25 protein-coding genes are annotated in these 24,033 nt (G+C 63.8%); 15 read left to right on the plus strand and 10 right to left on the minus strand.

The features are described 5' to 3' along the window. Nucleotides 1-135: 135 nt before the first annotated feature. The 8 genes from BTO02_RS15480 to BTO02_RS15515 all read left to right on the plus strand — a co-directional run bounded on the left by BTO02_RS15480 (nt 136) and on the right by BTO02_RS15515 (nt 8,551). Nucleotides 136-684: a hypothetical protein gene (locus BTO02_RS15480; RefSeq protein ID WP_075157779.1), complete on the plus strand. Its 549-nt coding sequence runs from the start codon at nt 136-138 to the stop codon at nt 682-684. Beyond that, entirely contained in the window at nt 681-1,337 is a 657-nt protein-coding gene (locus BTO02_RS15485) for a hypothetical protein (protein WP_232243371.1), read from the plus strand. The genes BTO02_RS15480 and BTO02_RS15485 overlap by 4 nt, the downstream gene beginning before the upstream one ends. A 27-nt stretch (nt 1,338-1,364) precedes the next feature. Next, nucleotides 1,365-2,945 (plus strand): hypothetical protein, encoded by a 1,581-nt coding sequence (locus tag BTO02_RS15490; RefSeq protein ID WP_075157780.1) that lies wholly within the window; start codon nt 1,365-1,367, stop codon nt 2,943-2,945. A 129-nt stretch (nt 2,946-3,074) separates the two neighbouring features. Continuing rightward, complete coding sequence (locus tag BTO02_RS15495) at nt 3,075-3,785, plus strand: C39 family peptidase (RefSeq protein WP_075158905.1); 711 nt, start codon at nt 3,075-3,077, stop codon at nt 3,783-3,785. Between the two features lie 7 nt (nt 3,786-3,792). After that, nucleotides 3,793-4,653 (plus strand): peptidase C39, encoded by an 861-nt coding sequence (locus tag BTO02_RS15500; RefSeq protein WP_442953425.1) that lies wholly within the window; start codon nt 3,793-3,795, stop codon nt 4,651-4,653. A gap of 301 nt (nt 4,654-4,954) precedes the next feature. After that, nucleotides 4,955-6,400, plus strand: coding sequence for a hypothetical protein (locus BTO02_RS15505; protein WP_075157781.1), 1,446 nt, complete (start codon nt 4,955-4,957; stop codon nt 6,398-6,400). Nucleotides 6,401-6,424: 24 nt separating this feature from the next. Beyond that, nucleotides 6,425-7,948: a sigma-54-dependent transcriptional regulator gene (locus BTO02_RS15510; protein ID WP_075157782.1), complete on the plus strand. Its 1,524-nt coding sequence runs from the start codon at nt 6,425-6,427 to the stop codon at nt 7,946-7,948. A gap of 99 nt (nt 7,949-8,047) precedes the next feature. Continuing rightward, nucleotides 8,048-8,551 carry a dihydrofolate reductase gene (locus tag BTO02_RS15515; RefSeq protein WP_075157783.1) on the plus strand — a complete coding sequence of 168 codons (504 nt, stop codon included), beginning with the start codon at nt 8,048-8,050 and terminating at the stop codon, nt 8,549-8,551. A gap of 118 nt (nt 8,552-8,669) precedes the next feature. Here BTO02_RS15515 and pmbA read toward each other — a convergent pair whose 3' ends face one another. Continuing rightward, the gene (gene pmbA, locus BTO02_RS15520) at nt 8,670-10,046 is read right to left on the minus strand and encodes a metalloprotease PmbA (RefSeq protein WP_075157784.1); all 1,377 of its coding nucleotides are present in this window, start codon (nt 10,044-10,046) and stop codon (nt 8,670-8,672) included. A gap of 362 nt (nt 10,047-10,408) precedes the next feature. Between pmbA and yjgA the strand changes: the two genes are divergently transcribed. Together yjgA and mog are read left to right on the plus strand one after the other, a co-directional pair. Next, on the plus strand, nt 10,409-11,029 hold the full coding sequence (yjgA, locus tag BTO02_RS15525) for a ribosome biogenesis factor YjgA (protein WP_075157785.1): 621 nt from the start codon (nt 10,409-10,411) through the stop codon (nt 11,027-11,029). Further along, nucleotides 11,010-11,690, plus strand: a complete 681-nt coding sequence (gene mog, locus BTO02_RS15530) for a molybdopterin adenylyltransferase (RefSeq protein ID WP_232243372.1) — start codon at nt 11,010-11,012, stop codon at nt 11,688-11,690. Before yjgA ends, mog begins: the two co-directional genes overlap by 20 nt. A 139-nt stretch (nt 11,691-11,829) precedes the next feature. Here the strand turns inward: mog and orn are convergent, their stop codons facing one another. Next, nucleotides 11,830-12,453 carry an oligoribonuclease gene (gene orn, locus BTO02_RS15535; protein ID WP_075157786.1) on the minus strand — a complete coding sequence of 208 codons (624 nt, stop codon included), beginning with the start codon at nt 12,451-12,453 and terminating at the stop codon, nt 11,830-11,832. A 184-nt stretch (nt 12,454-12,637) separates the two neighbouring features. On the opposite strand from orn, the gene BTO02_RS15540 reads away from it, so the two are divergent. From BTO02_RS15540 to BTO02_RS15550, 3 genes are read left to right on the plus strand one after another with little or no spacing between them, the layout of a single operon-like run. Continuing rightward, a complete protein-coding gene (locus tag BTO02_RS15540; protein ID WP_075157787.1) occupies nt 12,638-13,897 on the plus strand; it encodes a M48 family metallopeptidase in 1,260 nt (419 codons plus the stop codon). Next, nucleotides 13,894-14,889 (plus strand): ribosome small subunit-dependent GTPase A, encoded by a 996-nt coding sequence (rsgA, locus tag BTO02_RS15545; protein WP_075157788.1) that lies wholly within the window; start codon nt 13,894-13,896, stop codon nt 14,887-14,889. The genes BTO02_RS15540 and rsgA overlap by 4 nt, the downstream gene beginning before the upstream one ends. Nucleotides 14,890-14,895: 6 nt before the next feature. Beyond that, entirely contained in the window at nt 14,896-15,216 is a 321-nt protein-coding gene (locus BTO02_RS15550) for a putative signal transducing protein (RefSeq protein WP_075158908.1), read from the plus strand. A 113-nt stretch (nt 15,217-15,329) separates the two neighbouring features. Here BTO02_RS15550 and BTO02_RS15555 read toward each other — a convergent pair whose 3' ends face one another. The 6 genes from BTO02_RS15555 to rpsP all read right to left on the minus strand — a co-directional run bounded on the left by BTO02_RS15555 (nt 15,330) and on the right by rpsP (nt 19,768). After that, a complete protein-coding gene (locus tag BTO02_RS15555) occupies nt 15,330-16,268 on the minus strand; it encodes a CobD/CbiB family protein (RefSeq protein ID WP_075157789.1) in 939 nt (312 codons plus the stop codon). Nucleotides 16,269-16,448: 180 nt separating this feature from the next. Then, a complete protein-coding gene (locus BTO02_RS15560; RefSeq protein WP_075157790.1) occupies nt 16,449-17,156 on the minus strand; it encodes a CoA pyrophosphatase in 708 nt (235 codons plus the stop codon). 93 nt (nt 17,157-17,249) lie between these two features. Continuing rightward, complete coding sequence (gene rplS / locus BTO02_RS15565) at nt 17,250-17,633, minus strand: 50S ribosomal protein L19 (RefSeq protein ID WP_075157791.1); 384 nt, start codon at nt 17,631-17,633, stop codon at nt 17,250-17,252. Between the two features lie 181 nt (nt 17,634-17,814). Then, entirely contained in the window at nt 17,815-18,582 is a 768-nt protein-coding gene (trmD, locus tag BTO02_RS15570) for a tRNA (guanosine(37)-N1)-methyltransferase TrmD (RefSeq protein ID WP_075157792.1), read from the minus strand. Nucleotides 18,583-18,605: 23 nt separating this feature from the next. Beyond that, on the minus strand, nt 18,606-19,391 hold the full coding sequence (gene rimM / locus BTO02_RS15575) for a ribosome maturation factor RimM (RefSeq protein ID WP_075157793.1): 786 nt from the start codon (nt 19,389-19,391) through the stop codon (nt 18,606-18,608). A gap of 122 nt (nt 19,392-19,513) precedes the next feature. Continuing rightward, nucleotides 19,514-19,768, minus strand: a complete 255-nt coding sequence (gene rpsP, locus BTO02_RS15580) for a 30S ribosomal protein S16 (protein ID WP_075157794.1) — start codon at nt 19,766-19,768, stop codon at nt 19,514-19,516. 370 nt (nt 19,769-20,138) lie between these two features. Here rpsP and BTO02_RS15585 point away from each other — a divergent pair, with 370 nt between their 5' ends. Beyond that, nucleotides 20,139-20,606: an NINE protein gene (locus BTO02_RS15585; RefSeq protein WP_075157795.1), complete on the plus strand. Its 468-nt coding sequence runs from the start codon at nt 20,139-20,141 to the stop codon at nt 20,604-20,606. 42 nt (nt 20,607-20,648) lie between these two features. Here the strand turns inward: BTO02_RS15585 and BTO02_RS15590 are convergent, their stop codons facing one another. Together BTO02_RS15590 and BTO02_RS15595 are read right to left on the minus strand one after the other, a co-directional pair. Continuing rightward, a complete protein-coding gene (locus BTO02_RS15590; protein ID WP_075158909.1) occupies nt 20,649-21,773 on the minus strand; it encodes a PA0069 family radical SAM protein in 1,125 nt (374 codons plus the stop codon). 214 nt (nt 21,774-21,987) lie between these two features. Continuing rightward, on the minus strand, nt 21,988-22,476 hold the full coding sequence (locus BTO02_RS15595; protein ID WP_075157796.1) for an Lrp/AsnC ligand binding domain-containing protein: 489 nt from the start codon (nt 22,474-22,476) through the stop codon (nt 21,988-21,990). A 167-nt stretch (nt 22,477-22,643) separates the two neighbouring features. Between BTO02_RS15595 and BTO02_RS15600 the strand changes: the two genes are divergently transcribed. Continuing rightward, nucleotides 22,644-23,972 carry a D-amino acid dehydrogenase gene (locus tag BTO02_RS15600; RefSeq protein ID WP_075157797.1) on the plus strand — a complete coding sequence of 443 codons (1,329 nt, stop codon included), beginning with the start codon at nt 22,644-22,646 and terminating at the stop codon, nt 23,970-23,972. The last annotated feature ends 61 nt before the right edge of the window (nt 23,973-24,033 follow it).

Raw genomic sequence — 24,033 nt, forward strand, 5'->3', positions numbered from 1 at the left:
AGGCAATCGAGGATGCACCCAAAGATGCAACAAAAACACAACGGACGAAGTAGCAACTTGACAGGCCCTTAACAACCCTTAACAACCACCAACCAATTAACAACCGGTCTTCAACAACACGCTGTCGGGGTATTCATGAACGCGTCGCTTAATGCAACCGTGAAGGCATCGTCGAACGTATCGATGCGGACTTCACGCGGTCGGCTTACGTTTGCACGGCCGTCCCTGGCCGCCGCGCTCGCCGGCTCATACATCGCCTTCATTGCTTGCGCCGCACACGCGCAGCGGGTCGCGAACCCCGGCGACATCGTGCTCGAACGCGAGGTCGCACCGCGTAACGCGTTTGTTTCGGTTCCAAACAATCAGGAACCCATATTATCTAGCGCAACCACGTTCCCCGCGAACAGCTTCAATCCCGCGATGGCGCAACTCGCGTCCGACGCCGATCTGACCAACGCGCGCGGCTCGACCGGCCTGAGCTCGCCGGGCGTGCTCGCCGGCACCGGCATGCAGGCGGTCACGCGCATTCTCTCCGGCAACGCGACCGGCAATAACGTCGCACTCGGCGCGGGCAGCATCGGCCAGCCGGCGGCCGGCATCGGCGGCACGATTTCGTCGTCGGTAACGGGCGCGCTCGCGCCGCTGTCGAGCGCGCTGGGCGGCGCATTGGGAGGTCTCAAATGAACGCGCGCCGCTCGAGCATCAGCGTCACGATAAAGATCGCCCGCGCCGCTTATGCGGCCCTCACGGTCGCCGGCGCCGCTGCGACGTTCGCATGCACGGCACAGCTGGCGCATGCCCAGGCGCTCGCGCGCATCACCGGCGAGGCGCGCATCGCAACGGGTGCGGCCGTCGGCGCGACGGGCGCGATCACCGTCAACGAAGCCGCAGGCATCGACAACGCGCAGGCCAACCAGCTGACGATCTCGACCGGCGGCTCGGCCGCCAACGACAACGCAAGCGTACAGAGCGCGAGCGCGTCCGCGAAAGTCGCGAGCGCGCGCGCATCGATTGCGGGCAACGCATTTTCGAATACATCCGGCGCCGTACTGGTGAACCAGTCCGCGGGCGCGGGCAATCTCCAGCGCAACAGTGTGCAACTCGGCACTGCTGCGATCGGAGTCGAGACCGTTTCGGACAGCGTGCTGTCCGCAGCGGTCCCGAAAAACGGTGGTCTGGCGCGAGCGAACGGGGTTCACGACGCGAGGGAGGCGACTCTCTCCAACGAGGCCTTCAGAAACGTCAATGGCATCGTGCAGATCAACCAGACTGCCGGAGCCGGTAATGCCACGGCGAACAGTTTTGTGCTCCGTCCCCCGGCGGGCACTCTTTTCTAACTGACCAATAAGTATCGGAGCGAGATCATGAAACTCAAGCGCACCCTGATTGCGGCAGCGGTCCTTGCCGCGGCATCCGGCAGCGTGTTCGCAGGACAGCTGAAGAATCCGTACCTCTTCAATGCGACGATGGTCGGCGAACAGATCGGTATCGAAGGATTCGTGCGCCTGTTCGGCTGCGTATCCGTGTCGAGCACCGCGGGCGCCGTCGTCCACAACACGCAGAACGTGTATGTCCATGCATCGCTCGATCCGCAGGCGCAAAGCTACCTGCGCGGCGCGCTGACCACGCGTGTCAACAATGCAACAAATAGCGTGAGCGGCACGGGCAGCAACACCGTATGGGCCAACAGCTCGTTCTCGACCAGCGACAGTCATTCGTCGTCGCATTGGTCGTCGAGCTCGCACAACGCGAATTCCACCACGACCGTCAGCACATCGAGCAACTATGCATACGCAAACCAGGCAAAGGCGAGCGCGTCGAGCGAATATCACCAGTCGAGCGACAGCGGCCATGCAAGCAATAGTTCGTCGTCGTTCGACGCCGGCATTTCGCTTAGCGACAACAGCAAGCACTCGAGCTCGCAGTCGGGCAACTTCAGCGGCAAGTTCTCCGGCGGCGCGTCCGCTTCGACGAGCTCCAGCTCGCACGGCAAATACTGGGGAGGCTCTAAAGATCATTCGACGAGCGTTTCCGAAGAAGCGCAGGCCCACGCGAGCGGTTCATACGACAAGAACCATATGTCGAGCTCGTCGGACTCGCTTAACGCCAACGCGTCCGGCCATCTGAACACGAGCCATAGCGACACCGAAAGCCAGCACAAGAACGCGTCGCAGAGCTGGTCCGCGCAGGCGTCGAACGGCGGCTCGGGCAACCGGTCGGCGAGCGCGACGCTCACGTATGCGCACAACGACTCGAAGTCGAGCTCGGAGTCGCATTCGGGTTCGTCCTCGTTCTCGACGTCTTCGTCGGCGTCGAAGAGCTGGGGCTATAACGTGAACGACAATCTCACGACGGTCGACGAAAAGACCAGCGGTTCCGTGACGCAGTACGTCAATACCCAGGCGCCGGGCACGCTCAATGCGGGCACGGGCAGCAACGCCGCGTCGGGCGTCTCGGGCAATCTCGGCATCAACATCGCGCAAGGCATCGACAACGCACAGAGCAACGATGTCGCGCTCGCGTCGGTCGACGTCGGCAATGTGTTCGGCAACGCACAGATCTTCAACTCGCAGGGTTCGGGCGGCAGCGCGAAGATCAATAACTTCAATCTGAACGCATCGGTCGGCGACGGTTCGCTGTCGCACGTGACGGGTAATGTCGGCGTGAACGTCGCATCGGGGATCGGCAACGTGCAGAACAACAGCCTTGCCGGCGCGGTGACGACGACCAACGCCGGCACCGCGATGACGACCGCGATGGTGGCCACGGACGAGAACTCGCAATCCGCGAACATGGCGGTGCGCGGACAGTTCCAGGGCACCGCGATGCTCGGCGCCAATACGCTTGCGGGCGCATCCGGCAACATCGGCGTGAATATCGCGGGCGGCGCCGGCAACCTGCAGCACAACGGCCTCGCGATCGCCGCGCTCAATAGCGGCCATTAGGATGTCGCACTACGAAGCAAATAACGTGAAGCAGGCCCAAGAAGCCTTATAAGCCATCACGCGGCATGCACCGGCTGCCGAACAGGCAGCCGGTGCACAGCCTCCGTGTGAGGTATGAAGGAGACCAGCATGTCCGGGTTTGTCGGCTTCCCGGCGTTACGGCTCGCCGTGGCGTTCTCATGTTGCACGTTGTGTGCGACAGCCCACGCACAAGCGAGCATCGATACGTCTACCCTCGCAGGTATTCCGCTGACCAAAACGGTTCGCTCGATGAGGGACATCCGCTACAGCCATATCGTGAGCCAGCAGTTCGACTACAGCTGCGGCGCGGCCGCACTCGCGACGCTCCTCAAATACGGTTACGGCATCGATATTCCCGAGACGGAACTGATCCGCCGGATGATGGTTTTCTCGTCGCCGGACATCGTGGTCAAGAACGGTTTTTCGATGCTCGACATGAAGAAATTCGTCGAGACGATCGGGCTGCGCGGCAGAGGGTTCCGGGTCAATCCGGACGCGTTGTATCACCTGCAGATCCCCGTGATGGTGTTGATGAACATCGACGGCTATGAGCATTTCGTGATCGTCAAACATGCGGAGAACGGCCGCGTTTTTATCGCGGACCCGGCGCTCGGCAACCGGATCCTCCTCGAAGAGGATTTCTCGAAGACGTGGAACGGGCTCGTGTTCGCCGTGGTCGGCAAGCCATTCAGGGAGGATTCGCCGCTGTTGCAGGACAACGAGTCGCTGGCGTTGAAGCTGCGTGCGGGCGCGCTCGCAACCGGCGCCGCCGCGACACCTTTTGTCGAATACGGCCTGTCACGGGCCGAGCTCTTCTGAGCCCATCATGAAGCGCGAACTCTCAATCAGCAATCGTGCGTTGCTCGCAACCGTAGCGAGCGCCGCCATCACGACCGCAGCGCTCGCGGCAGCGAGCACTGCGTACGCAGCGCAAGCAGACGGGACAGCACCGATGCCCGCGTTTCTGTCGGCACGCGATTCGGCACGCGATGGCGGTCTGGAGACGATCAGATGGCAGCCCGTCGGCGACGACGTGCTCGCAAGTCAGACCGGCAAGTTTGCGAATGGGCAGATGATCTCCGGCTTCGTGCTGAACCTGTTGTCGCAATGGAATCTGCCGAACGGCGCAAGCGCGATCGCACAAGGTTCGCTCGCAGTCGCGCAAAACGCGGCCAACCAGATGAGTGCGACAGTCAACTCGACGGCGCGCGTCGTGAACGGCAGCGGGCGCGACAGCGGCGCGGATCGGTCCGCGCAGGTCGACGGCGGCCAGCGGATCGCCGTAAACGGCGTTTCTCAGGTTACGCAGGTGGCAGGCAACAGCAACATCGGCATGAACGCGGCGCAGATCGATTTCACCGGCAACGCGCTGCCGTCCGCAAGCGGCAATGGCGCGACGCGTGCGAGCGCATCGAACGCGAACGGCACGATCAGGGCGGGCATCACGTTCGGCAACGGCGGCGTGAGCGTCGCGCTGCAGACGCCTGCCGGCATGGCGACGCAAACGATCGCGCCGGGCGGGGGTCAGGCCGGATCGATTGCGCAGATGCTGCAGATCGCAGGCAATAACCAGCAGGTCGCGAACCAGTTGCAACTGCAGTTGCAGACCGCGCAGATGTCGTCGGCGTCGCTACGGCAGGCCGGTGTGCTTCAGGCGCTGCAGAACGCGATCAATGCAAGACGCTAACGCGAAGCGCAGTGCGGCAGAGCGCGGTGCGCGGCAGGTAGCGCCAGGCAGCGCCAGGCAGCGGCAGGCAGCGGCAGCGGATAACGGGGGACGTCTGGCAGAAGGCAAGAAAGCAAGAAGGCAAGGCAGGAGACCAGCAGCGAGACCAAGCGGTAAGCAACAACGGGGGAAACAAGGGAGACAGCGGCGGGCCGCCACCCGCACCGCATGACACAAGGCAGCAATGAAAGACAGGGGACGAGGTCCGCGCGAGGCATAACAACAGCGACGCGCGGCCTGCTTGACCGGGGGAATAAAAAACATGATTGCCGATACAAAGACCAGGAGGCCGCGTCTTGCTCTCGCGGCCATTCCGGCTGCAGCAGTGATGTTTGCATGGGCACAGGGGGCGGCCGCTCAGGCCATTGCCAGTCAATCGATGGAAGAGCGGCTCAATCAGCTGATGCGCGTCGTCGACGAGCAGCAGCGGCAAATTCAATCGCTCGAGCGCCAGATGACGAATCTGGAAATGGCGCAGCGCGGCCGCGGCGCACCGGGATACGGCGCGCCCGGCTCGACGGCGGTGGCCGAACAACCAGGCGCCGACGGCTTGCCGATGCCGTTGCCGCCGCTTGCGCAGGTGACGCCGGGCGCACCGATACCCGGCGGCCAGGGCAGCAGCACCGCGACCGGTGTGCCGGTCAATCCGCCGGCGCCAGAAGGATCGAGCGCGACCGGTTCGACTGCGCCCGGTGCGCCGGTCGCCCCCGGCGGCGCGATCGGCACGACGCAGAAAGCCGCTGAACCGGTGCGCACGCAGGCGGAAGAGGCCGTCGTGCAGCGCGAGCATGCGCCGCTCTTCGATCACAAGCTCACGCTCGACTGGGGCATCAGCGACACGTACTACGACCGCCGCCAGTTGCAGCTGTCAGGCTTTCTTGCGCTCGATGCAATCTTCCTCGGCAACATCAACCTCGGCGAAACGAAATCGCATCAGGTGATGTCGGACCTCGACGTCCGCTATGGCCTGACCGACCGCATCAGCGTCGACGTCGATGTGCCGTATGTCTATCGTCACAGCACGTTTATCGTCGGCGGCGCGGGCGGTTCGGCGAGCACGCTTTCCGATGCGTCGGTGAACTCGCATGCGATCGGCGACGTCAACTTCGGCATTTACTATCAGTTGCTCAAGGAGACCAACACTATTCCGGATGTGGTCGGCAGCCTGCGCGTAAAAGCGCCGACCGGCACCTCGCCGTTCGGCATCAAGGTCGTGCAGCTGACGCCCGACAACACGAATCTCGTCGCACCGTCGGAGCTGCCGACCGGCACAGGTTTCTGGAATATAACGGCCGGTTTGTCGGTACTGAAGACGTACGACCCGATCGTGCTGTTTGGAAGCCTCTCGTACACGTATAACGTCGCGCGTTCTTTCGCGGATATCTCGTCGGTACAGGGGCAAACGCAACCGGCGACCGTGAAGCTCGGCGACATCGTGCAGATCGGCGGCGGTGTCGCGCTCGCGTTTTCCGACAAGGACTCGGCGAGCATCTCGTACACGCTCGCACTCGAGCCGTCGTCGAAGACGAAGGCGCCGGGCGGGAGCTACCAGGACGTGCCCGGCAGCGAAACGACTGCGGCCGTGCTCAATTTCGGTTTGAACCATGTCGTCAACAAGCACCTGACGATCAACGGCACGGTGTCGATCGGCATGACGCCCGATGCACCGAACTTCGTGGTCGGATTGCGCTTTCCCTACACTTTCTGATGTGTCATCGAGACGAGGCTGATCGTGCGTGAACCCTCTCATCTGACTTCCGTGCCGAAAGTCGCGCCGGGCCGCCCGCCCCTCTCGGCCGCGCGCACTGCGCCGCCCTCGACGGGCGCGCCCGTCGCGCAAGATGCGCGAGCCGCCGATACGACAGGCGCGAGCGCGCGCAACGAGCGCACGCTGCTCTATGTCGCACGCACGCCCGACGACACGCTCGTCGCGCATCTGAAGAGCCGCGGCTGGTCTGTGCTGACCGCGCGCTCCGCGCATGAGACCGGCCGGCTGCTGAAGCCGGACGCCGCCTGCGCGGGCATCGTCGATATGGCGAGCTTCGCGCTACGCGACCTCGCGTCGCTCGAAGCGAGCCTGCGCCAGCAGCAGGTCGGCTGGATCGCGCTCGCGAACACGGAGCGGCTCGCGGACGCGGAGGTGCGGCGCCTGATCCGCCACTACTGTTTCGATTACGTGAAGATGCCGGTGGCGCACGCAACGATCGATTATCTGGTCGGCCACGCGTTCGGCATGGTCACGCTATACGATGCCGACGTGCCCGCCGATGTCGCGCACGAGGATGACGAGATGGTCGGCACCTGCGATGCGATGCAGGCGTTGTTCCGCACGATCCGCAAGGTGGCGAACACCGACGCACCGGTGTTCATCTCCGGCGAATCGGGCACTGGCAAGGAACTGACCGCGGTCGCGATTCACGAGCGTTCGCCGCGCCGCAATGCGCCGTTCGTCGCCATCAACTGCGGCGCGATTCCGCATCACCTGTTGCAGTCCGAACTGTTCGGCTACGAACGCGGCGCCTTTACCGGCGCGAATCAGCGCAAGATCGGGCGCGTCGAAGCGGCCAGCGGCGGCACGCTGTTCCTCGACGAAATCGGCGACCTGCCGATGGAAAGCCAAGCGAGCCTGTTGCGCTTCCTGCAGGAAGGCAAGATCGAGCGCCTCGGCGGGCATGAATCGATTGCCGTCGATGTGCGCATTATTTCGGCGACGCACGTCGACCTCGAAGACGCGATGCGCGAAGGACGCTTCCGCGCGGACCTGTTTCACCGTCTGTGCGTGCTGCGCGTCGACGAACCGCCGCTGCGCACACGCGGCAAGGACATCGAAATTCTCGCGCATCACATCCTGCACAAGTTCAAATGCGACAGCGCGCGCAAGATTCGCGGCTTCACGCCGTCGGCGATCGAAGCGATGTACAACTACAACTGGCCGGGCAATGTGCGCGAACTGATCAACCGCGTGCGGCGCGCGATCGTGATGGCGGAGACCAAGCTGATTTCGGCCGACGATCTCGATCTCGCGAACTACAGCGCGCAGCAGACGATCTCGCTCGCGCAGGCCCGTGAAGCGGCGGAAAAGCGTGCGATCGAGGCTGCGCTGCTAAGGCATCGGCATCGCTTGAACGAGGCGGCCGCGGATCTCGGCATTTCGCGCGTCACGTTGTATCGGCTCATGGGTTCGCATGGTTTGCGCGATTCCACGAACGGCGACGACAAGGGTATGTTTCCGGGGGAAAGCGACGTGCGAGAGTGAGCGCGTTTTCTTGCCTCGCCGCGCGAACAGCGGAACCGGCGAGGCGCGTGCGCGCGCGTCGGGTAGAATCGCTGCGAACCGATTTTCTCGCCTCTTCCCATGACGACGCTGACCCTGATCGTCGCTCGCGCCCGCAACGGCGTGATCGGCCGCGATAACCAGTTGCCCTGGCGGCTTCCCGAAGACCTCGCTTTCTTCAAGCGCACGACGATGGGCGCGCCGATCGTCATGGGCCGCAAGACGCACGAATCGATCGGCCGCGTGTTGCCGGGCCGCCGCAATATCGTCGTGTCGCGCGATGCGGCGCGTCGCTACGACGGCTGCGATACGGTAACGAGCCTCGCGGCCGCGCTCGAACTCGCCGCGCAGGATCAGGCACCCGAAGCATTTCTGATCGGCGGCGCGCAGCTTTATGAAGACGGCTTGCGCGAGGCGCACCGACTGATCGTCACGGAAATCGCCGCAGACTTCGAAGGCGATACGACCTTCCCGGCGCCCGACCCGCGCGAATGGGAAGAAGTGTCGCGCGAAGCGCACCACGCGAATCCGCCGAACGCGTTCGACTACGCGTTCGTCACTTATCGCCGCAAAAACCAGCGCTAGAAATGGAAATCGCCACGCAGCGCAGGCGTGCGCAGCGTGGCGATGGTCTTCGGCGGCGGACTTGCGATGGCGCTTTAGCGGCTGGCCCGCCGGTCCGGCGGCTGGCCGCCGCGACGTCTCACTGCCCCGCGACCGTCATCCGCTCGATCAGCACCGAGCCCGTTTGCTTCGTACCGCGCACGATCGTATCGGCGCCGATTGCGACGATATGGCGGAACATCTCCTGCAGCGTGCTCGCCACCGTGATCTCTTCGACCGGATACTGGATCTTGCCGTTCTCGACCCAAAAGCCCGACGCACCGCGCGAATAATCGCCGGTCACGTAATTGACGCCCTGCCCCATCAGTTCGGTCAACAGCAAACCCGTGCCGAGCTTCTTCAGCATCGCTTCGAAATCGTCGTCGGGCTGCGTGAGCGAACTTTTCAGCGAGATGTTGTGCGAGCCGCCCGCATTGCCGGTGGTCGGCATGCCGAGCTTGCGCGCCGAATAGGTAGACAGGAAATAGCCTTCGACCACGCCATCCTTCACGACCGAGCGCTGCCGCGTGCGCACGCCCTCTTCGTCGAACGGCGCGCTGCCCATCGCACGCGGCACATGCGGGTCTTCGACGATCTGCACATGCGGCGCGAACACCGGCTGGCCGAGGCTGTCGACGAGAAATGTCGTCTTGCGATAGAGCGCGCCGCCGCTCGTCGCCTGCACGAAGGCGCCGAGCAGCCCGGCCGCGAGCGGCGCTTCGAACAGCACCGGCACCTTGCGCGTATCGAGGCCGCGCGCGCCGATGCGCGCGAGCGCGCGTTCGGCCGCATAACGGCCGACCGCCTCCGGGTCTGCGAGTTCGGTGGCGCTGCGCCTGGACGTATACCAGTCGTCGCGCTGCATGTTGCGGCCGCTGCCCGCGATCGGCGCGCACGCGACGTAGTGCCGCGAGTACGGATAGCCAGCGAGAAAGCCGCGAGACGTGCCGAGCACGAACTGCGAATGCTGCGCCGAGACGCTCGCGCCTTCGGAATTGCGGATCTGCGCGTCGGTGGCAAACGCGGCATCTTCGGCACGGCGTGCGATCTCGACCGCTTCGTCGGCGGACAGATTCCACGGGTGATAGAGATCGAGATCCTGCGGCGCCTTTTCGAGCAGTTCGTCTTCAGCGAGACCTGCGCAGTCGTCCTCGGCCGTGAAGCGCGCGATGTTGTACGCGGCGGTCACCGTGTCTTTCAGCGCTTCGGGCGAAAAATCGGAGGTGCTCGCATTGCCGCGCTTGTTGCCGATAAACACCGTCACGCCGACCATCTTGTCGCGGTTGTGCTCGATCGTTTCGACCTCGCCGCGCCGCACCGAGACGGACAGGCCGTCGCCTTCGGAAATTTCGGTCGCCGCATCGCTTGCGCCGAGCGACTTCGCGTGGCGAAGAATGTCCGATGCGATCTGCTTGAGCTCGTCCTGCGTATGCGGGAAAAAACGCTGCCGGGCTTCGGTTTCGATATCTGCTGCCATTGTGATTGCCGTCCTCGATTGGCGTACCGCGCTCGCGCCGGGCAGGACCCGGGTGGCGGTGACGCGCTGGGTTGCGCATGATGTCGCGTGCGTGCGCGTGCCTGACGCATGTGCCTGACGCATGTGCTTGACGCTATTGGCAGCGGTATTACCGGCGCTATTGCCGGCCGTGTCGCCAGCGCAGTTGCCAGGTCCAGCGGTTGCCAGGATTGACGCTTGCCGTGTTACGGGTACATGTCAGCGCGCATCACGCGATCATAACAAGGTCCGCGCGGACTCACCTGGGCTTTGCAGCGGGTTCGTCGCATGCGCCCGCGGTTTCCATGCAGATGCCCTGAAACGCGCACGTTACAATATCGGGCATGACACGCAAAACCCGTATTCAACCTATGTCGGGCGCGGACGCCGCCGATGACGACCACGGCTACGACCGCCCGAGCAAATCGCAACTGAAGCGCGAGATGCATGCGCTGCAGACACTCGGCGCCGCGCTCGTCGAACTGCCGAAAGACGCGCTCAAGCGCATGCCGATGCCAGAAGCGCTCGACGAAGCGGTCCGCGAGGCGCGCCGCATCACCGACCACGAAGGCAAGCGCCGCCAGCTTCAATACGTCGGACGAGTGATGCGCTCGCTCGCCGACGAAGAAACGGCTGCTTTGCGCAGTGCGCTCGATACTTACAACGGCGCGAATCGCGCCGAAACCGCGAAGCTGCACTGGATCGAACGCACGCGCGAGGCGCTGCTCGCCAACGATGCCGCGCTGACCGAGTTCATCCGCCAATACCCGTCGGCGGATCCGCAGGAAGGCCGCACGCTGATCCGCAACGCGCGCAAGGAAGCGCAGCTCGGCAAGCCGCCGCGCTACTTCCGCGAACTGTTCCAGTGGATCAAGCTGGCCGGCGGCGTGCAGATGGGCGGCAGTTCAGATACCGATAACGATTCCGACGTCGAGGAAGACGACGATGACGACTCACGCAGTTAACCCCGCGGCTGACCCCGCAGTTGACCCTGCAACTCAGCCCGCGCCTGGCCCCACCCGCAGCCACCCCGACGAGCTGATCGTCGGCCTCGTTTCGATCAGCGACCGCGCAAGCACCGGCGTCTATGAAGACAAAGGCATCCCGTCGCTCGAGGAATGGCTCGGCGGCGCCCTGAGCTCGCCGTGGCGCAGCATCACGCGCCTGATCCAGGACGATGCGCCGACCATCACGTCGACCTTGATCGAACTCGTCGACGAAGCCGGCTGCGACCTCGTGCTGACGACCGGCGGCACGGGCCCGTCGCGGCGCGACGTGACGCCCGAGGCGACGCTCGCGGCGGGAACGAAGGAAATGCCGGGGTTCGGCGAACAGATGCGTCAGATCAGCCTGAACTTCGTGCCGACCGCGATCCTGTCGCGACAGGTCGCGGTGATCCGCGAAACGCCCGCGCGCGCGGCGCTGATCGTGAACCTGCCGGGGCAGCCGAAGTCGATTCGGGAGACGCTCGAGGGTTTGCGCGACGCCGATGGAAAGGTGAAAGTGCCGGGCATCTTTGCCGCGGTGCCCTATTGCATCGACCTGATCGGCGGCCCGTACATCGAGACGAATGCGGCCGTGGTCGCGGCGTTCCGGCCGAAGAATGCGGTGCGCGCGCCGCGCTGAAGGTAACGCGCAGGTGAAGGCGCCTGCTGCTCGTCGCAGCGCGCCTTTCACGCAGGCGGGCAGCGTTGCGGTTGCTTCAGGTCACTACGCGGCGTGCTTCGCGGCTCGCTTCCAGGCTCGCTTCCAGGCCACTTCCGGCTCATTTCGCCGGTGCGTCCGTCATCGGCATACTGGCTTCCGGAATCAGGAAATGCTGGCGGTAGTAGCGCAATTCGTCGATCGATTCGTGGATATCGGCGAGCGCAGTATGCATCGCGCGCTTCTGAAACCCTTTGTAGATCGCGGGCTGCCAGCGCCGGCACAGTTCTTTCAGCGTGCTGACGTCGAGGTTCCGGTAATGGAAGAACGCTTCGAGTTCCGGCATCCAGCGCGCCATGAAGCGGCGGTCCTGGCAAATCGAGTTGCCGCACATCGGCGATTTGCCGGGCGGCACATATTCGCCGAGAAACGCGCGAATCTGCGCGGTGGCGGCGGCTTCGTCGACAGTGGATGCGCGCACGCGGTCGATCAGGCCCGAACGACCGTGCGTATTGCGATTCCACTCGTCCATCTTGCCGAGCGTTTCGTCGCTTTGATGGATGGCGAGCACTGGGCCTTCGACCACCTTGTCGAGCTGCGAATTCGTGACGACGACGGCGATTTCGATAATGCGGTCGTTGTCCGGATCGAGCCCGGTCATTTCCATGTCGAGCCAGATGAGGTTCATTTCGCTGCGCGCAAGCGATGCCAGCGGTGCGGCGGTGGAATTGAGGATGTCGGTCATCGGAGATCGGCTCAGGTGAGAATCCGGCGGGGTAGTGTGGGGTGGCCTTTCGGGTTGGTACCTGGGTTGGTACCTGGGTCGGCCCTCGAGCGGGCCGTTCCGGTTGCCCTATACGGCCTACGTGGAAGGCGCCCGCCGGCACGAACAACCCTATAATTGTCGCATAGTTACCACGGACTTCCGGATGCCCATTGTGTACTTCTCCATTCTGTTCGTGATCGCCGTTCTGGCGATGGTCGTGACGAAGCTGTGGCTTGCGTCGCGCCAGATCCGCTTCGTCGCCGCGCATCGCGCCGATGTGCCGCCGCAGTTCGCCGCGAAGATTCCCCTCACCGCGCATCAGCGCGCCGCCGACTACACGGTCGAACGTACGCGGCTCACGATGGCGGAGATCGTCGTCAGCGCGGCCGTGCTGATCGGCCTCACGCTGTTGGGCGGCGTAGAGGCGCTCGATTTCGGCATTTCCGGCTGGCTCGGGCGCGGCTTTATCGGCCAGATTGTGCTCGTCGCGGCGGTCGTCGCGATCACCGGCATCATCGACCTGCCGTTCGATTACTACCGGCAGTTCAGCGTCGAGGAACGCTTCGGCTTCAACCGGATGACGAAGCGCATCTTCTTCGCCGATCGCGTCAAGGGCGTGCTGCTCGGCGCCGCGTTCGGCCTGCCGCTGCTGTTCGTCGTGCTGTGGCTGATGGACCAGGCAGGCAGCCTCTGGTGGCTGTGGACGTGGATCGTCTGGGTCGCGTTCCAGATGCTTGTGCTCGTGCTGTATCCGACGCTGATCGCGCCGATCTTCAACAAGTTCGAACCGCTGAAGGACGAAGCGCTGAAAAGCCGCATCGAAGCGCTGATGAAGCGTTGCGGCTTCGCCGCCAAGGGCCTCTTCGTGATGGACGGCAGCCGCCGCTCGGCGCATGGCAACGCGTACTTCACGGGGTTTGGCGCCGCCAAGCGCATCGTGTTCTTCGATACGCTGCTCGCGCGCCTCTCGGGCAGCGAAATCGAAGCGGTGCTCGCGCATGAACTCGGGCATTTCAAGCGCCGCCATGTGATCAAGCGAATGGTCGTCACGTTCGCCCTGAGCCTTGCAATGCTCGCGCTGCTCGGCTGGCTGTCGCAGCGCGTCTGGTTCTATGAAGGGCTCGGCGTGCGGCCGTCGCTGTCAGGCAGCAACGATGGGCTCGCCCTCGTGCTGTTCTTTCTCGCGGTGCCCGTGTTCCTGTTCTTCGTTACACCGCTTGGCAGCCTCAGTTCGCGCAAGCACGAGTTCGAAGCCGATGCGTTCGCAGCCTCGCAGACCGATGCGAAGGACCTCGTCAGCGCGCTCGTGAAGCTGTATGAGGACAACGCGTCGACGCTCACGCCCGATCCGCTTTACACCGCGTTCTATTACTCGCATCCGCCCGCGTCGCAGCGCATCGACCGGCTGCTGCAGCACGCATGAGCGGCCGTCCGGCCAGACGCGGCGCCAAAGGCTCCCTGGATACGCGAGGTGCGGCAGACGCGTGGCCCGCAGGCCGCGCGAGCGGACTCGTGATCGCCGCCCATGGGCGTCATTACATCGTCGCGCCGTCGGGCGGCGGTGCGATGCTCCAGTGCTTTCCGCGCGGCAAGCGCAGCGAGGTGGCGGTCGGCGATCATGTCGTGTATGAGATGACGTCCGCGGACCAGGGCGTGATCGTCGAAATCGGCGAGCGTCGCAATCTGCTGTACCGCTCCGATCAATACAAGTCGAAGCTCTTTGCCGCGAACCTCGATCAGTTGCTGATCGTGCTCGCGACCGAGCCGCATTTCAGCGAAGACCTGCTCGGCCGGGCGCTCGTCGCAGCCGAAGCGAACGAACTGAAGCCGCTCATCGTGTTGAACAAAACCGATGTCGAGGGCGCACTGCCGCTTGCGCGTCAACGTCTCGCGCTGTATCGAACGCTCGGCTATACGGTGCTCGAAATGTCGATCAGAACGCTGCCGGACGCCGCGCGTGCCACGTTGATCGAGCATCTGCACGGCCATGCGACGCTGTTGCTGGGGCAGTCGGGGATGGGCAAATCGACGCTCGTGAACCTGATCGTGCCCGATGCCGAAGCCGCGACGCGCGAGATTTCGACTGCGCTCAATAGCGGCCGGCATACGACGACATTCACGCGCCTGTACCCTCTCGCCGATTCCGCTCAGGAGCACGATCACGGCGGCGCCGGCGCGCTGATCGACTCGCCCGGCTTCCAGGAATTCGGCCTCCATCATCTGACCGAAGGCAAGCTTGAACGCGCGTTTCCCGAATTCCGGCCTCTGCTCGCGAATTGCCGGTTCTACAACTGCCATCATCTGCACGAACCGGGCTGCGCGATTCTCGAGGCAGTCGCCGACGGCCGCATTGCGCGCGAGCGTCACGCGCTTTATGCGCAGCTCGTGCACGAGGCAAGCCAGGTGGTGCGCTGATCGATGATCAAGCTGCTGCGCGCGCCGAACCTGCTGATTGGCCAGCACTGGGTCAATCTGCTTGCCACTGCGGGAATCGCATGTGAGCTGCATAACCGCTATCTGAACGGCGCGTTAGGCGATATTCCGGCCGAGCAGTGCGCGCCCGAGTTGTGGCTCGTCGACGAACGCGACGAAGCGCTGGCGCGACGGTTGATCGATGCGGCTGCGCGCGGACCGGCGGCCGGCACGCCAGGGTGGCGCTGCAGTCACTGCGGTGAAACGCTCGAAGCGCAGTTCACGGTGTGCTGGCAGTGCGGGACGCCGCGTAATCCGCTGGACGAGTGATGACCGGCCGCGGCGGTAGCGATGCCGTGGCCGCTATAGCGCAAGGCCGCTTGAGCCGCTTGAGCCGCCGTCGAGGATGCGCCGGCCGCGGCGTCGAGTGTCCGGGCTCGAGCTCACGACAACCACACTGCGATCGTCAGCATCAGCAGCAGGATCATCCACAGGATCACGGCGCGCCATACGAGGCCCACGGCCGATTGCAGCGTGCGCGGCGTGCAGTCGTCGCCGACCGACATCGGTCCGCCCTCGCCGGTTGCGAGCGCATCGACGCTCGAGATTTCCGCGAGCGGCCCCGACAGACGCGCGCCGAGCGCACCGCTACCGGCCGCGAGCAGCACGCCGTCGTTCGGATCGGGCCATTGCCGCGCATGATTGCGCCACGCGTAGATTGCATCCTCGAAATTACCGACAATCGCAAAGCCCAGCGACGTCAAGCGTGCCGGTATCCAGTCGATCACGAAGAACGCGCGCTGCGCGAACGTCGAGAACGCGGTCGTACGCTCCTCGACCGGCTGCGACCACGCGCGCGCGAGATACTCGGCCACGCGATATAAGACGGCGCCAGCCGGACCGATCGGCACGAGAAACCAGAAGAACACGCCGAATACATGCCGATGCGAAGCCACGACCGCGTGAATCAGCGTATGACGGACGATCTCGCTGACCGGCATATCGACCGTGTCGATGCCGGTCCATTCGTTGAGAATCTCGCGCGCGCGCGGCACGTCGTCGTTATTGAGCGCGAGATGGATGTCGGTGAAATAGTGGCTGAACTGCCGGAAACCGAGCGTGAAATAGACGATCACGACGTTCCACAAGAACGCCAGAACGAAGTGAATCTGGTAAAGCACGAAATAGACGAGGCCAACGGCAAGCGTCCACGGCAACACGACGACGAGCCACGCGAGCACGCCATGTCTTTCCTTGCCGGCATCGAAGCCATGCGCGGTCGATTCCGCATGGTATTGAAGCAGCGACGCGATCGGATTGCTCGGCGACAGTGCACGGACCTGTTCGAGAATCAGAGCGAGCAATACGGAAAAAAAAGTCATGCGATGCGCCGTGCTATTCGAGTTATTGCGAGTTTTGCCGGGCTTTGCCGGGTTTTACATCCGACCTTTGCGTTCGATCCGTAAGATAGCACAGGGTCGAATAGGTACGATGGGGCTGCGATTACAAAGCGACAACGTCGTGAACGCAACGCTTGCGCGCGCCTCTTGCCGTGCCAGCCATCATGCGGCGAGAAAGCGATAGAAATTGCGCAACATGCCGGCTGTTGCACCCCAGATGAAGTAATGGCCGCCGGTCTCGCTTCGATCGCCACGCGGATAAGGCATGGCAAAAAAGCGACGCTCGCCGTGCTCCCAACGCAACACGCGCACCTGATGGTTCGCCGGGTTCATCAGAAACCCGAGCGGCACCTCGAAGATATCGGCAACCTCGAGCGTATCGGCGTGAACGGTGAACGGCGGGTGCACGAGGCCGACCACGGGCGTTACGCGAAAGCCGGTGCTCGTCAGATAGTCGGGCAGCGCGCCCAGCACTTCGACGCGGTCCGGGTCGAGGCTCACTTCCTCCTGCGCCTCGCGCAATGCGGTGGCGATCGTGTCGGCATCGGTCGGCTCGCGGCGGCCCCCGGGGAAGCTTACCTGCCCCGCATGATCGCTCAGATGGTCCGCGCGCTGCGTCAGCAGCACGGTGATGTCGGAATCGCGCACGACGAGCGGAATCAGCACCGCGGCAACGCGTGGGTCGAGATCGTCGCGCCAGAGTATTTCGCGAGGCTCGGGCTCCCAGCGCAACTGCTGGTCGAAGCGCGCACGCAGGCCGTCCGCGCTCAGGCGTTCAGGTGTAACCGCAGGCAGATCGGCGCCGGTCGATTCGACAGGCAGGGATTCGGGCTCGAAGACTGGACGAGGAGGACGGACGGGACGGGACAATGGCAACCCCGGTAGCGGGTGAAATGGGATACGCCGCTATTTTGAACCACTCAGAAAAAAAGCACCCGGGGTGGGTGCTTTTTCTTACAGCTCTTACTCCTGGGCAGCGCGGTCTTTCGACACGAGCTTTTCCTTGATCCGCGCCGACTTGCCCGAACGCTCGCGCAGGTAGTACAGCTTTGCACGACGCACGTCGCCACGACGCTTCACGACGATGCTCGCGAGCAGCGGCGAGTACGTCTGGAACGTACGCTCGACGCCTTCGCCCGACGAGATCTTGCGGACGATGAACGACGAGTTCAGACCACGGTTGCGCTTCGCGATCACGACGCCTTCGTACGCCTGAACACGCTTGCGGGTACCTTCGACGACGTTCACGTTGACGATCACCGTATCGCCGGGGGCGAATTCGGGAATGGTCTTGCCAGCGAGCGCACGCTCGATTTCTTCCTGCTCGAGTTTTTGAATCAGATTCACGATTGACTCCTTATGCCATCTTGTCGGCGTTCGTACCTGCCTTGCGTGCAATAGTGCTGCGACGTTCGGCGACGGCCCCGATAGAGGATGGGTTCACCACTGGAACCGTTCACGCATGAACGGCCCCGCCTATGTCCCGCGACTCGCGCCGCCGGCCCGCCACCACTCTAAAGAGCCGTGCTCAGGCCTTCGATGCTTGTTTCGCGAGACTTGCAAGCCATGCCTCATCGGCACGGCTCAACAACCTGTTCGTACGCGCCCGCGCGATCAGATCGGGCCGCTTCTCGAACGTATTGCGCAGCGCTTCGCGCCTGCGCCACAGCTCGATTTCCGCATGATGGCCGCCAAGCAGCACATCGGGCACCCGCACGCCCTGATACTCCTCGGGCCGCGTGTAGTGCGGACAGTCGAGCAAACCATCGACGAAACTATCCTGCACTGCCGACTGCGCATCGTTGAGCACGCCCGGCAACTGCCGCACCACGGCGTCCATCAATGCCATGGCGGGGATCTCCCCGCCGGACAGCACGAAGTCGCCGAGGCTCACTTCTTCGTCGACGCAACGCTCGATAAGCCGCTGGTCGATCGCCTCATACCGTCCGCACAACAGGATCAGGCCCGGTTGCGCCGCGAAGCGCATCACGCTGCCGTGATCGAGCGTCCTGCCTTGCGGCGACATCATCACCACGCGCGAGCCGGTCATGCCTTGCTCCGCCTGCGCCGCTTTTGCCGCGCCGATCGCGTCTTCGAGCGGCCTCGCGAGCATCACCATGCCAGGGCCGCCGCCGTATGGGCGATCGTCGACCGTGCGGTAATTGTCGGTCGTGAAATCGCGGGGATTCCACGTACGCAACCCGAAGCGCTGCTGCTTGACCGCGCGGCTCGTGATACCCCAATCGGTCAGCGCGCGAAACATGTCCGGAAAGAGCGTGACGACGTCGAACTGCATCGCTCTCCCCTTCAGCGAATCATTCAGTAATCAGCTTCCCAGTCGACGATGATGCGCTTCGCCGCCTGATCCACCGTCTTCACATAGACCCCGACAAACGGAATGAGCCGCTCGCCAACAGCCGGCTTGCCGTCTTTACCGGTGGTCCCGTATTCGATGCGCAACACCGACTGCGCGCCGTTGTCGATCATGTCGGCCACCTTGCCCAGCTCGACACCCGCCTCGTTGACGACGTCGAGACCGAGCAGATCCACCCAGTAGTACTCGTCGGCTTCGAGCGCCGGAAAATCGCTGCGGCGCACATAGACGCGATAGCCACGCAGCAGCAGCGCTTCGTCGCGATCCGCGAGGCCGCCCAGCTGCGCGACAATGCTGTCGCCGTGCACTTTCGACTGCCCGACCGGCGCCGACTTGCGGTCTTGCACTCGCGCATGGCCTGGGATTTGGCCCGGCGTTTTGCCCGGTGTTTTACCTTGCAGCTGGCCTTGTTGCGGCACTTTCAGCAGCCACCAGCGTTTCGCGTTCAGCAGCGCGTCGCCGCCCTGCCCGCCGCCCGCGTGCGCAGCGAGCTTGACCCAGCCTTTGAGACCGTACGCGTCGACGATGGCGCCGACTTCGATCGCGTCGTCCGGCCAGCTTTCGGCCGTTTCAGTCTGCATGACCTGCTGATGTTCAGCGGGCCCGGCAGCCGCGGCGCTTTTCACACCTGTCGCCGCGCCCGGCTTACCAGGCTTGCGGGCAAACACCCCAAACGACGCGCCTGATGACGCTTTCGCGCGACCCGGACTGTCTGAATCACGCGCGGACATCAGCCGGCCTCCTTATCGACACCGGTCTCGACACCCTTGAAACCGAAGCATCGGACAGCCCACACACGGTGCGTGGCCGACGGCCGATGCTCACTACTGCCGCCACATTTACTGCGGCCACATCAAGCAGCCGGTTGCGCCTTTTGCGCTTCCTTCACGAGACGCTGCACCGTTTCCGACAGTTGCGCGCCCACGCTTTGCCAGTGGGTCAGGCGGTCTTGCGCGATGCGCAGTGCTTCGCCCTTCGTTGCGACCGGGTTGTAGAAACCGATGCGCTCGATGAAACGGCCGTCACGGCGGTTACGCGAGTCGGTAGCGACGATGTTGTAGAACGGGCGCTTCTTCGAGCCGCCACGAGCCAAGCGGATGATGACCATACTTAAAGTCCTTGAAAACCGGGTTCGGAACTACTGAAACACGCGATTATAGCCGGAAAGCAAAGCCATAACAAACACTTACCGGCACAAACCGAGCACGCCGCGCGATTGGCCGGTGCGGAATAACAACGCGATCGGCAGAGGGACGCCTGCGCGGCCGCCCAGCGGGCACGTCGAAGGTCTGCCGACGGTCTCATGGCGAGGCCCACGGTGCGCAAGCCTACGACGTCGGGGCCTGCTGCCGGTTCGGGCCGCGTCACCACGCCACCTGACCGGCACGAGGCGCGCGGCGTAGAATGCGCGTCGGCGCTCCACGCGCTTGCTGATCCGTTCTCGGGCCGCGCCGCCCGTCACCTTGCCGCTTACTTTCATGTCGACTGCTGCTTCGCATCCCGCGCGTTTTCGTTCCAAAACCCTGACCGCCGCGCTCGCGTTTTTCTTCGGCTCGCTCGGCGCGCACCGTTTCTATCTGTACGGCGCGCGCGACCTGTTCGGCTGGGCCCACATTATCGGCACGCTGATCGGCATACCGGGCGTCCTGCTGCTGATGGCGACCGAACGTGCATCGATACCCGGCTGGGTGCTCGTCGTGCCGGGCGCGATCTCGCTGCTTGCCGCGTTTCTGGCGGCGATCGTCTACGGACTGCGCCCCGACGAGAAATGGGATGCGCAGTTCAATGCGCACACCGGGCGCGACAGCGAGTCCGGCTGGACGGTCGTCTTCGTCGTGATCTTTTCGCTGCTGGTCGGTGCGTTCCTGCTGATGACAGGCCTCGCAATAACGTTTCAGACCTACTTCGAATCGCAGGTCGACGCCGCGAAGTCGATTTCGCAATAGTCGCCGCGCCTTAGCCGCCTTAGCCGCCCCACCCGCCCTCGCCTAGAACAGATCGAGTTGTCCGTCATCGCCCGCCGGCCGCGGCGGCGGCTCGACCCGGCGAAACTGCGACATATCGAGAATGCCGTGCTGCCGCGCATTCAGCCCCAAGCGCCGCGTCGCGTTCGCAAAACGCTGCTTCAGCAAATCGGCCCACAGCCCCTCGCCTTTCATCCGGTGCGCAAACGACGAATCGTAGTCCTTGCCGCCGCGCATATCGCGCACACGGCTCATCACGCGATCCGCGCGGTCCGGGAAATGCGCGGCGAGCCAGTCCTTGAAGAGCGGCGCGACTTCCCAGGGCAAACGCAACACGATATAGCTCGCGCTCGTTGCGCCCGCTTCGGCGCACGCTTCGAGCACGCGTTCCATATCGGGTTCGGTGACGAACGGAATGATCGGCGCGATGCTCACGCCGACCGGCACGCCGGCGTCGACGAGCGTGCGAATCGTGCGCAGACGCCGCGAAGGGGTTGCTGCGCGCGGTTCAAGCGTGCGCGCGATATCGGCATCGAGCGTCGTGATCGTGATTGCGGCCATCACCTGGCCGCGCTCGGCCATCGGCGCGAGCAGATCGAGTTCGCGCTCGATCAGCGACGACTTCGTGATGGCCGCAAACGGATGATGACGCTCGTGCAGCACCTCGATGACGCGCCGCGTCAACCGCAGATCGCGCTCGACCGGTTGCCACGCGTCGGTATTGACGCCGAGCGCGATCGGTTCCGGCACATAGTTCTTCTTCGAAAGCTCGCGCGCGAGCAGTTCCGGCGCATTGACCTTCGCGTAGATCCGGCTTTCGAAATCGAGCCCCGGTGACAACCCGAGATACGCGTGCGTCGGACGTGCGAAACAATAGATGCAGCCGTGCTCGCAGCCGCGATACGGATTGAGCGACACGCTGAACGGGATATCGGGCGACGCGTTACGTGTGAGGATGGTCTTCGCGTATTCGTCGAACACGTGAGTGCGCAGCGCCGGAGCTTCGTCCTCCTCTCTTCGCTCGGCATACGCGGTCCAGCCGTCGTCGACGGCTTCGCGCTGATCCACTTCGTAGCGGCCTTGCAGATTCGTCACTGCGCCGCGGCCCTTGCGCGGCACCGGCGGCGCAACCGGATATTCATACGACAGATCGCCCGAAGCATCGGACGAAGAGACCTCAGACGAAGCGCCAGCAGCGGCGTGCGAAGGATAAGAATCGGGGTCGGCGTTGTTCACAGGTGTACGTCAAATAGCGCGCGAATACCTGTATAAATATACAGTGTTTACGCTGTTTGTCGAGCAACCACACACGCACCGCCAATCGAACCGGCAAGCAAGGGGCCCGGCTGAGCCGATCAATCGATCAATCGCCCACGGCAATCGTCAGCGTCTCCTTGATCTCCTCCATCACCACATAGCTTTTCGACTGCACCGCGCCGGGCAGTTGCAGCAGAATGTCGCCGAGCAGCTTCCGGTAGTCGGCCATTTCGCCGATGCGCGCCTTGATCAGATAGTCGAAGTCGCCCGACACGAGGTGGCATTCGAGCACTTCCGGAATCTTCTGCACCTCGCGCCGGAACTGATCGAACATGTTGCCGCTTTTGTGATCGAGCGTGATTTCGACGAATACGAGCAGCGCCGCGCCGAGTTCCGCAGGATTGACCCGCGCGAAATACCCGGTGATCACGCCGTCGCGCTCCATGCGCTTGACGCGCTCGATGCATGGCGTGACCGACAGCCCCACCTGTTCGGCCAGATCCTTCATCGCGATGCGGCCGTCAAGCTGCAACACTTTCAGAATCTTGCGATCGATCTTGTCGAGCGCGCGGACCGGCTGACGCTGCGTTCTCATCGCTAAGGTCTCTTGACGTCTGTTTATTACTGAAATTCGAAAAAATACGATAACAAAACCTGCATCGACGTTAATAGTATAGCGGTTAACACTGGACACTCCGCGTGTCACCTTGTTATTCCGCTGTCAGCCTGAATTTCGGGCGAATCAGCGAATCGACACACAGCATGAAGACGCGGCGTGCCTCGAAAACTACTGGGAGTCGAGCAATGCGTGTAGTCGTCTTAGGCAGCGGCGTCGTCGGCGTGACGAGTGCTTATTATCTTGCCCGCGCGGGCCACGAGGTCACGGTGATCGATCGCGAAGCGGGCCCGGCGCTCGAAACGAGCTTTGCCAATGCGGGGCAGATCTCGCCCGGCTATGCGTCGCCGTGGGCCGCGCCCGGTGTGCCGATGAAAGCCGTCAAGTGGATGTTCCAGAAGCACGCGCCGCTCGCCATCCGTCTGGACGGCACGCCATTCCAGCTGCAATGGATGTGGCAGATGCTGCGCAACTGCACGTCCGAGCGCTATGCGCTCAACAAGTCGCGCATGGTGCGCCTCGCCGAATACAGCCGCGATTGCCTGCAGGCGCTGCGCGCCGAGACGGGCATCCGCTACGAAGGCCGCACCGGCGGCACACTGCAACTGTTCCGCACGCAACAACAGCTCGACGGCGCGGCCAAGGACGTCGCGGTGCTCGAAGAAGCGAACGTCCCGTACGAACTGCTGATGCCGTCCGATCTCGCGCGCGCCGAGCCGGCGCTCGCCGCCACCGCGCACAAGCTGACCGGCGGCCTGCGCCTGCCCGGCGACGAAACGGGCGACTGCCAGTTGTTCACCACGCGCCTTGCCGCGCTCGCCGAACAGATCGGCGTGCGCTTTCGTTTCAACACGCCGATCGACGCGCTGCTGATGGACGGCGGCCGCATCGGCGGCGTGAAATGCGGCACGCAAACCGTGCATGCCGACGCGTTCGTCGTCGCGCTAGGCTCTTACTCGACGCAGTTCCTCGCCAATCTGATCAAGCTTCCTGTCTATCCGCTGAAGGGCTATTCGATCACCGCGCCCGTCGTCGATGCCGCGGCCGCTCCGGTGTCGACCGTGCTCGACGAAACGTACAAGATCGCGATCACGCGTTTCGACGACCGGATCCGCGTCGGCGGCATGGCCGAGATCGTCGGCTTCGACAAGCAGCTCAGGAACGCGCGCCGCGAAACGCTCGAGATGTGCGTGAACGACCTGTTCCCCGGCGGCGGCGACACCTCGAAGGCGACGTTCTGGACCGGCCTGCGCCCGATGACGCCGGACGGCACGCCGATCGTCGGCCGCACGCCGATTTCGAACCTGTTCACGAACACCGGTCACGGCACGCTCGGCTGGACCATGTCCTGCGGTTCAGGCCAATTGCTTGCCGATCTGATTTCGGGCCGCAAGCCTGCGATCCAGTCAAACGATCTTTCCGTGCATCGCTACGCGCGCGAGTTCGGCAGCACGCCGCGCCCGGCTTACGCGTAAGCGGCGCGACGACACGCGCAGCGCTTCGTTTGCGCGGCCGGCCGCGCAAGCGCAATGAAAA

This window comes from Paraburkholderia sp. SOS3 (genome assembly GCF_001922345.1).
Taxonomy (GTDB): Bacteria; Pseudomonadota; Gammaproteobacteria; order Burkholderiales; family Burkholderiaceae; genus Paraburkholderia.

Coding starts and splice junctions, on each gene's coding strand:
- trmD (WP_075157792.1), bottom strand. CDS start 18,582: ATGCAGTTCGACGTCGTCACGCTCTTTCCGGACATGTTTCGCGCGCTG.
- BTO02_RS15490 (WP_075157780.1), top strand. CDS start 1,365: ATGAAACTCAAGCGCACCCTGATTGCGGCAGCGGTCCTTGCCGCGGCA.
- BTO02_RS15505 (WP_075157781.1), top strand. CDS start 4,955: ATGATTGCCGATACAAAGACCAGGAGGCCGCGTCTTGCTCTCGCGGCC.
- BTO02_RS15585 (WP_075157795.1), top strand. CDS start 20,139: ATGTCGACTGCTGCTTCGCATCCCGCGCGTTTTCGTTCCAAAACCCTG.
- BTO02_RS15485 (WP_232243371.1), top strand. CDS start 681: ATGAACGCGCGCCGCTCGAGCATCAGCGTCACGATAAAGATCGCCCGC.
- BTO02_RS15540 (WP_075157787.1), top strand. CDS start 12,638: ATGCCCATTGTGTACTTCTCCATTCTGTTCGTGATCGCCGTTCTGGCG.
- BTO02_RS15515 (WP_075157783.1), top strand. CDS start 8,048: ATGACGACGCTGACCCTGATCGTCGCTCGCGCCCGCAACGGCGTGATC.
- BTO02_RS15555 (WP_075157789.1), bottom strand. CDS start 16,268: ATGACTTTTTTTTCCGTATTGCTCGCTCTGATTCTCGAACAGGTCCGT.
- orn (WP_075157786.1), bottom strand. CDS start 12,453: ATGACCGACATCCTCAATTCCACCGCCGCACCGCTGGCATCGCTTGCG.
- BTO02_RS15495 (WP_075158905.1), top strand. CDS start 3,075: ATGTCCGGGTTTGTCGGCTTCCCGGCGTTACGGCTCGCCGTGGCGTTC.
- BTO02_RS15600 (WP_075157797.1), top strand. CDS start 22,644: ATGAAGACGCGGCGTGCCTCGAAAACTACTGGGAGTCGAGCAATGCGT.
- BTO02_RS15500 (WP_442953425.1), top strand. CDS start 3,793: ATGAAGCGCGAACTCTCAATCAGCAATCGTGCGTTGCTCGCAACCGTA.
- yjgA (WP_075157785.1), top strand. CDS start 10,409: ATGACACGCAAAACCCGTATTCAACCTATGTCGGGCGCGGACGCCGCC.
- BTO02_RS15480 (WP_075157779.1), top strand. CDS start 136: ATGAACGCGTCGCTTAATGCAACCGTGAAGGCATCGTCGAACGTATCG.
- mog (WP_232243372.1), top strand. CDS start 11,010: ATGACGACTCACGCAGTTAACCCCGCGGCTGACCCCGCAGTTGACCCT.
- BTO02_RS15595 (WP_075157796.1), bottom strand. CDS start 22,476: ATGAGAACGCAGCGTCAGCCGGTCCGCGCGCTCGACAAGATCGATCGC.
- pmbA (WP_075157784.1), bottom strand. CDS start 10,046: ATGGCAGCAGATATCGAAACCGAAGCCCGGCAGCGTTTTTTCCCGCAT.
- rimM (WP_075157793.1), bottom strand. CDS start 19,391: ATGTCCGCGCGTGATTCAGACAGTCCGGGTCGCGCGAAAGCGTCATCA.
- rsgA (WP_075157788.1), top strand. CDS start 13,894: ATGAGCGGCCGTCCGGCCAGACGCGGCGCCAAAGGCTCCCTGGATACG.
- rpsP (WP_075157794.1), bottom strand. CDS start 19,768: ATGGTCATCATCCGCTTGGCTCGTGGCGGCTCGAAGAAGCGCCCGTTC.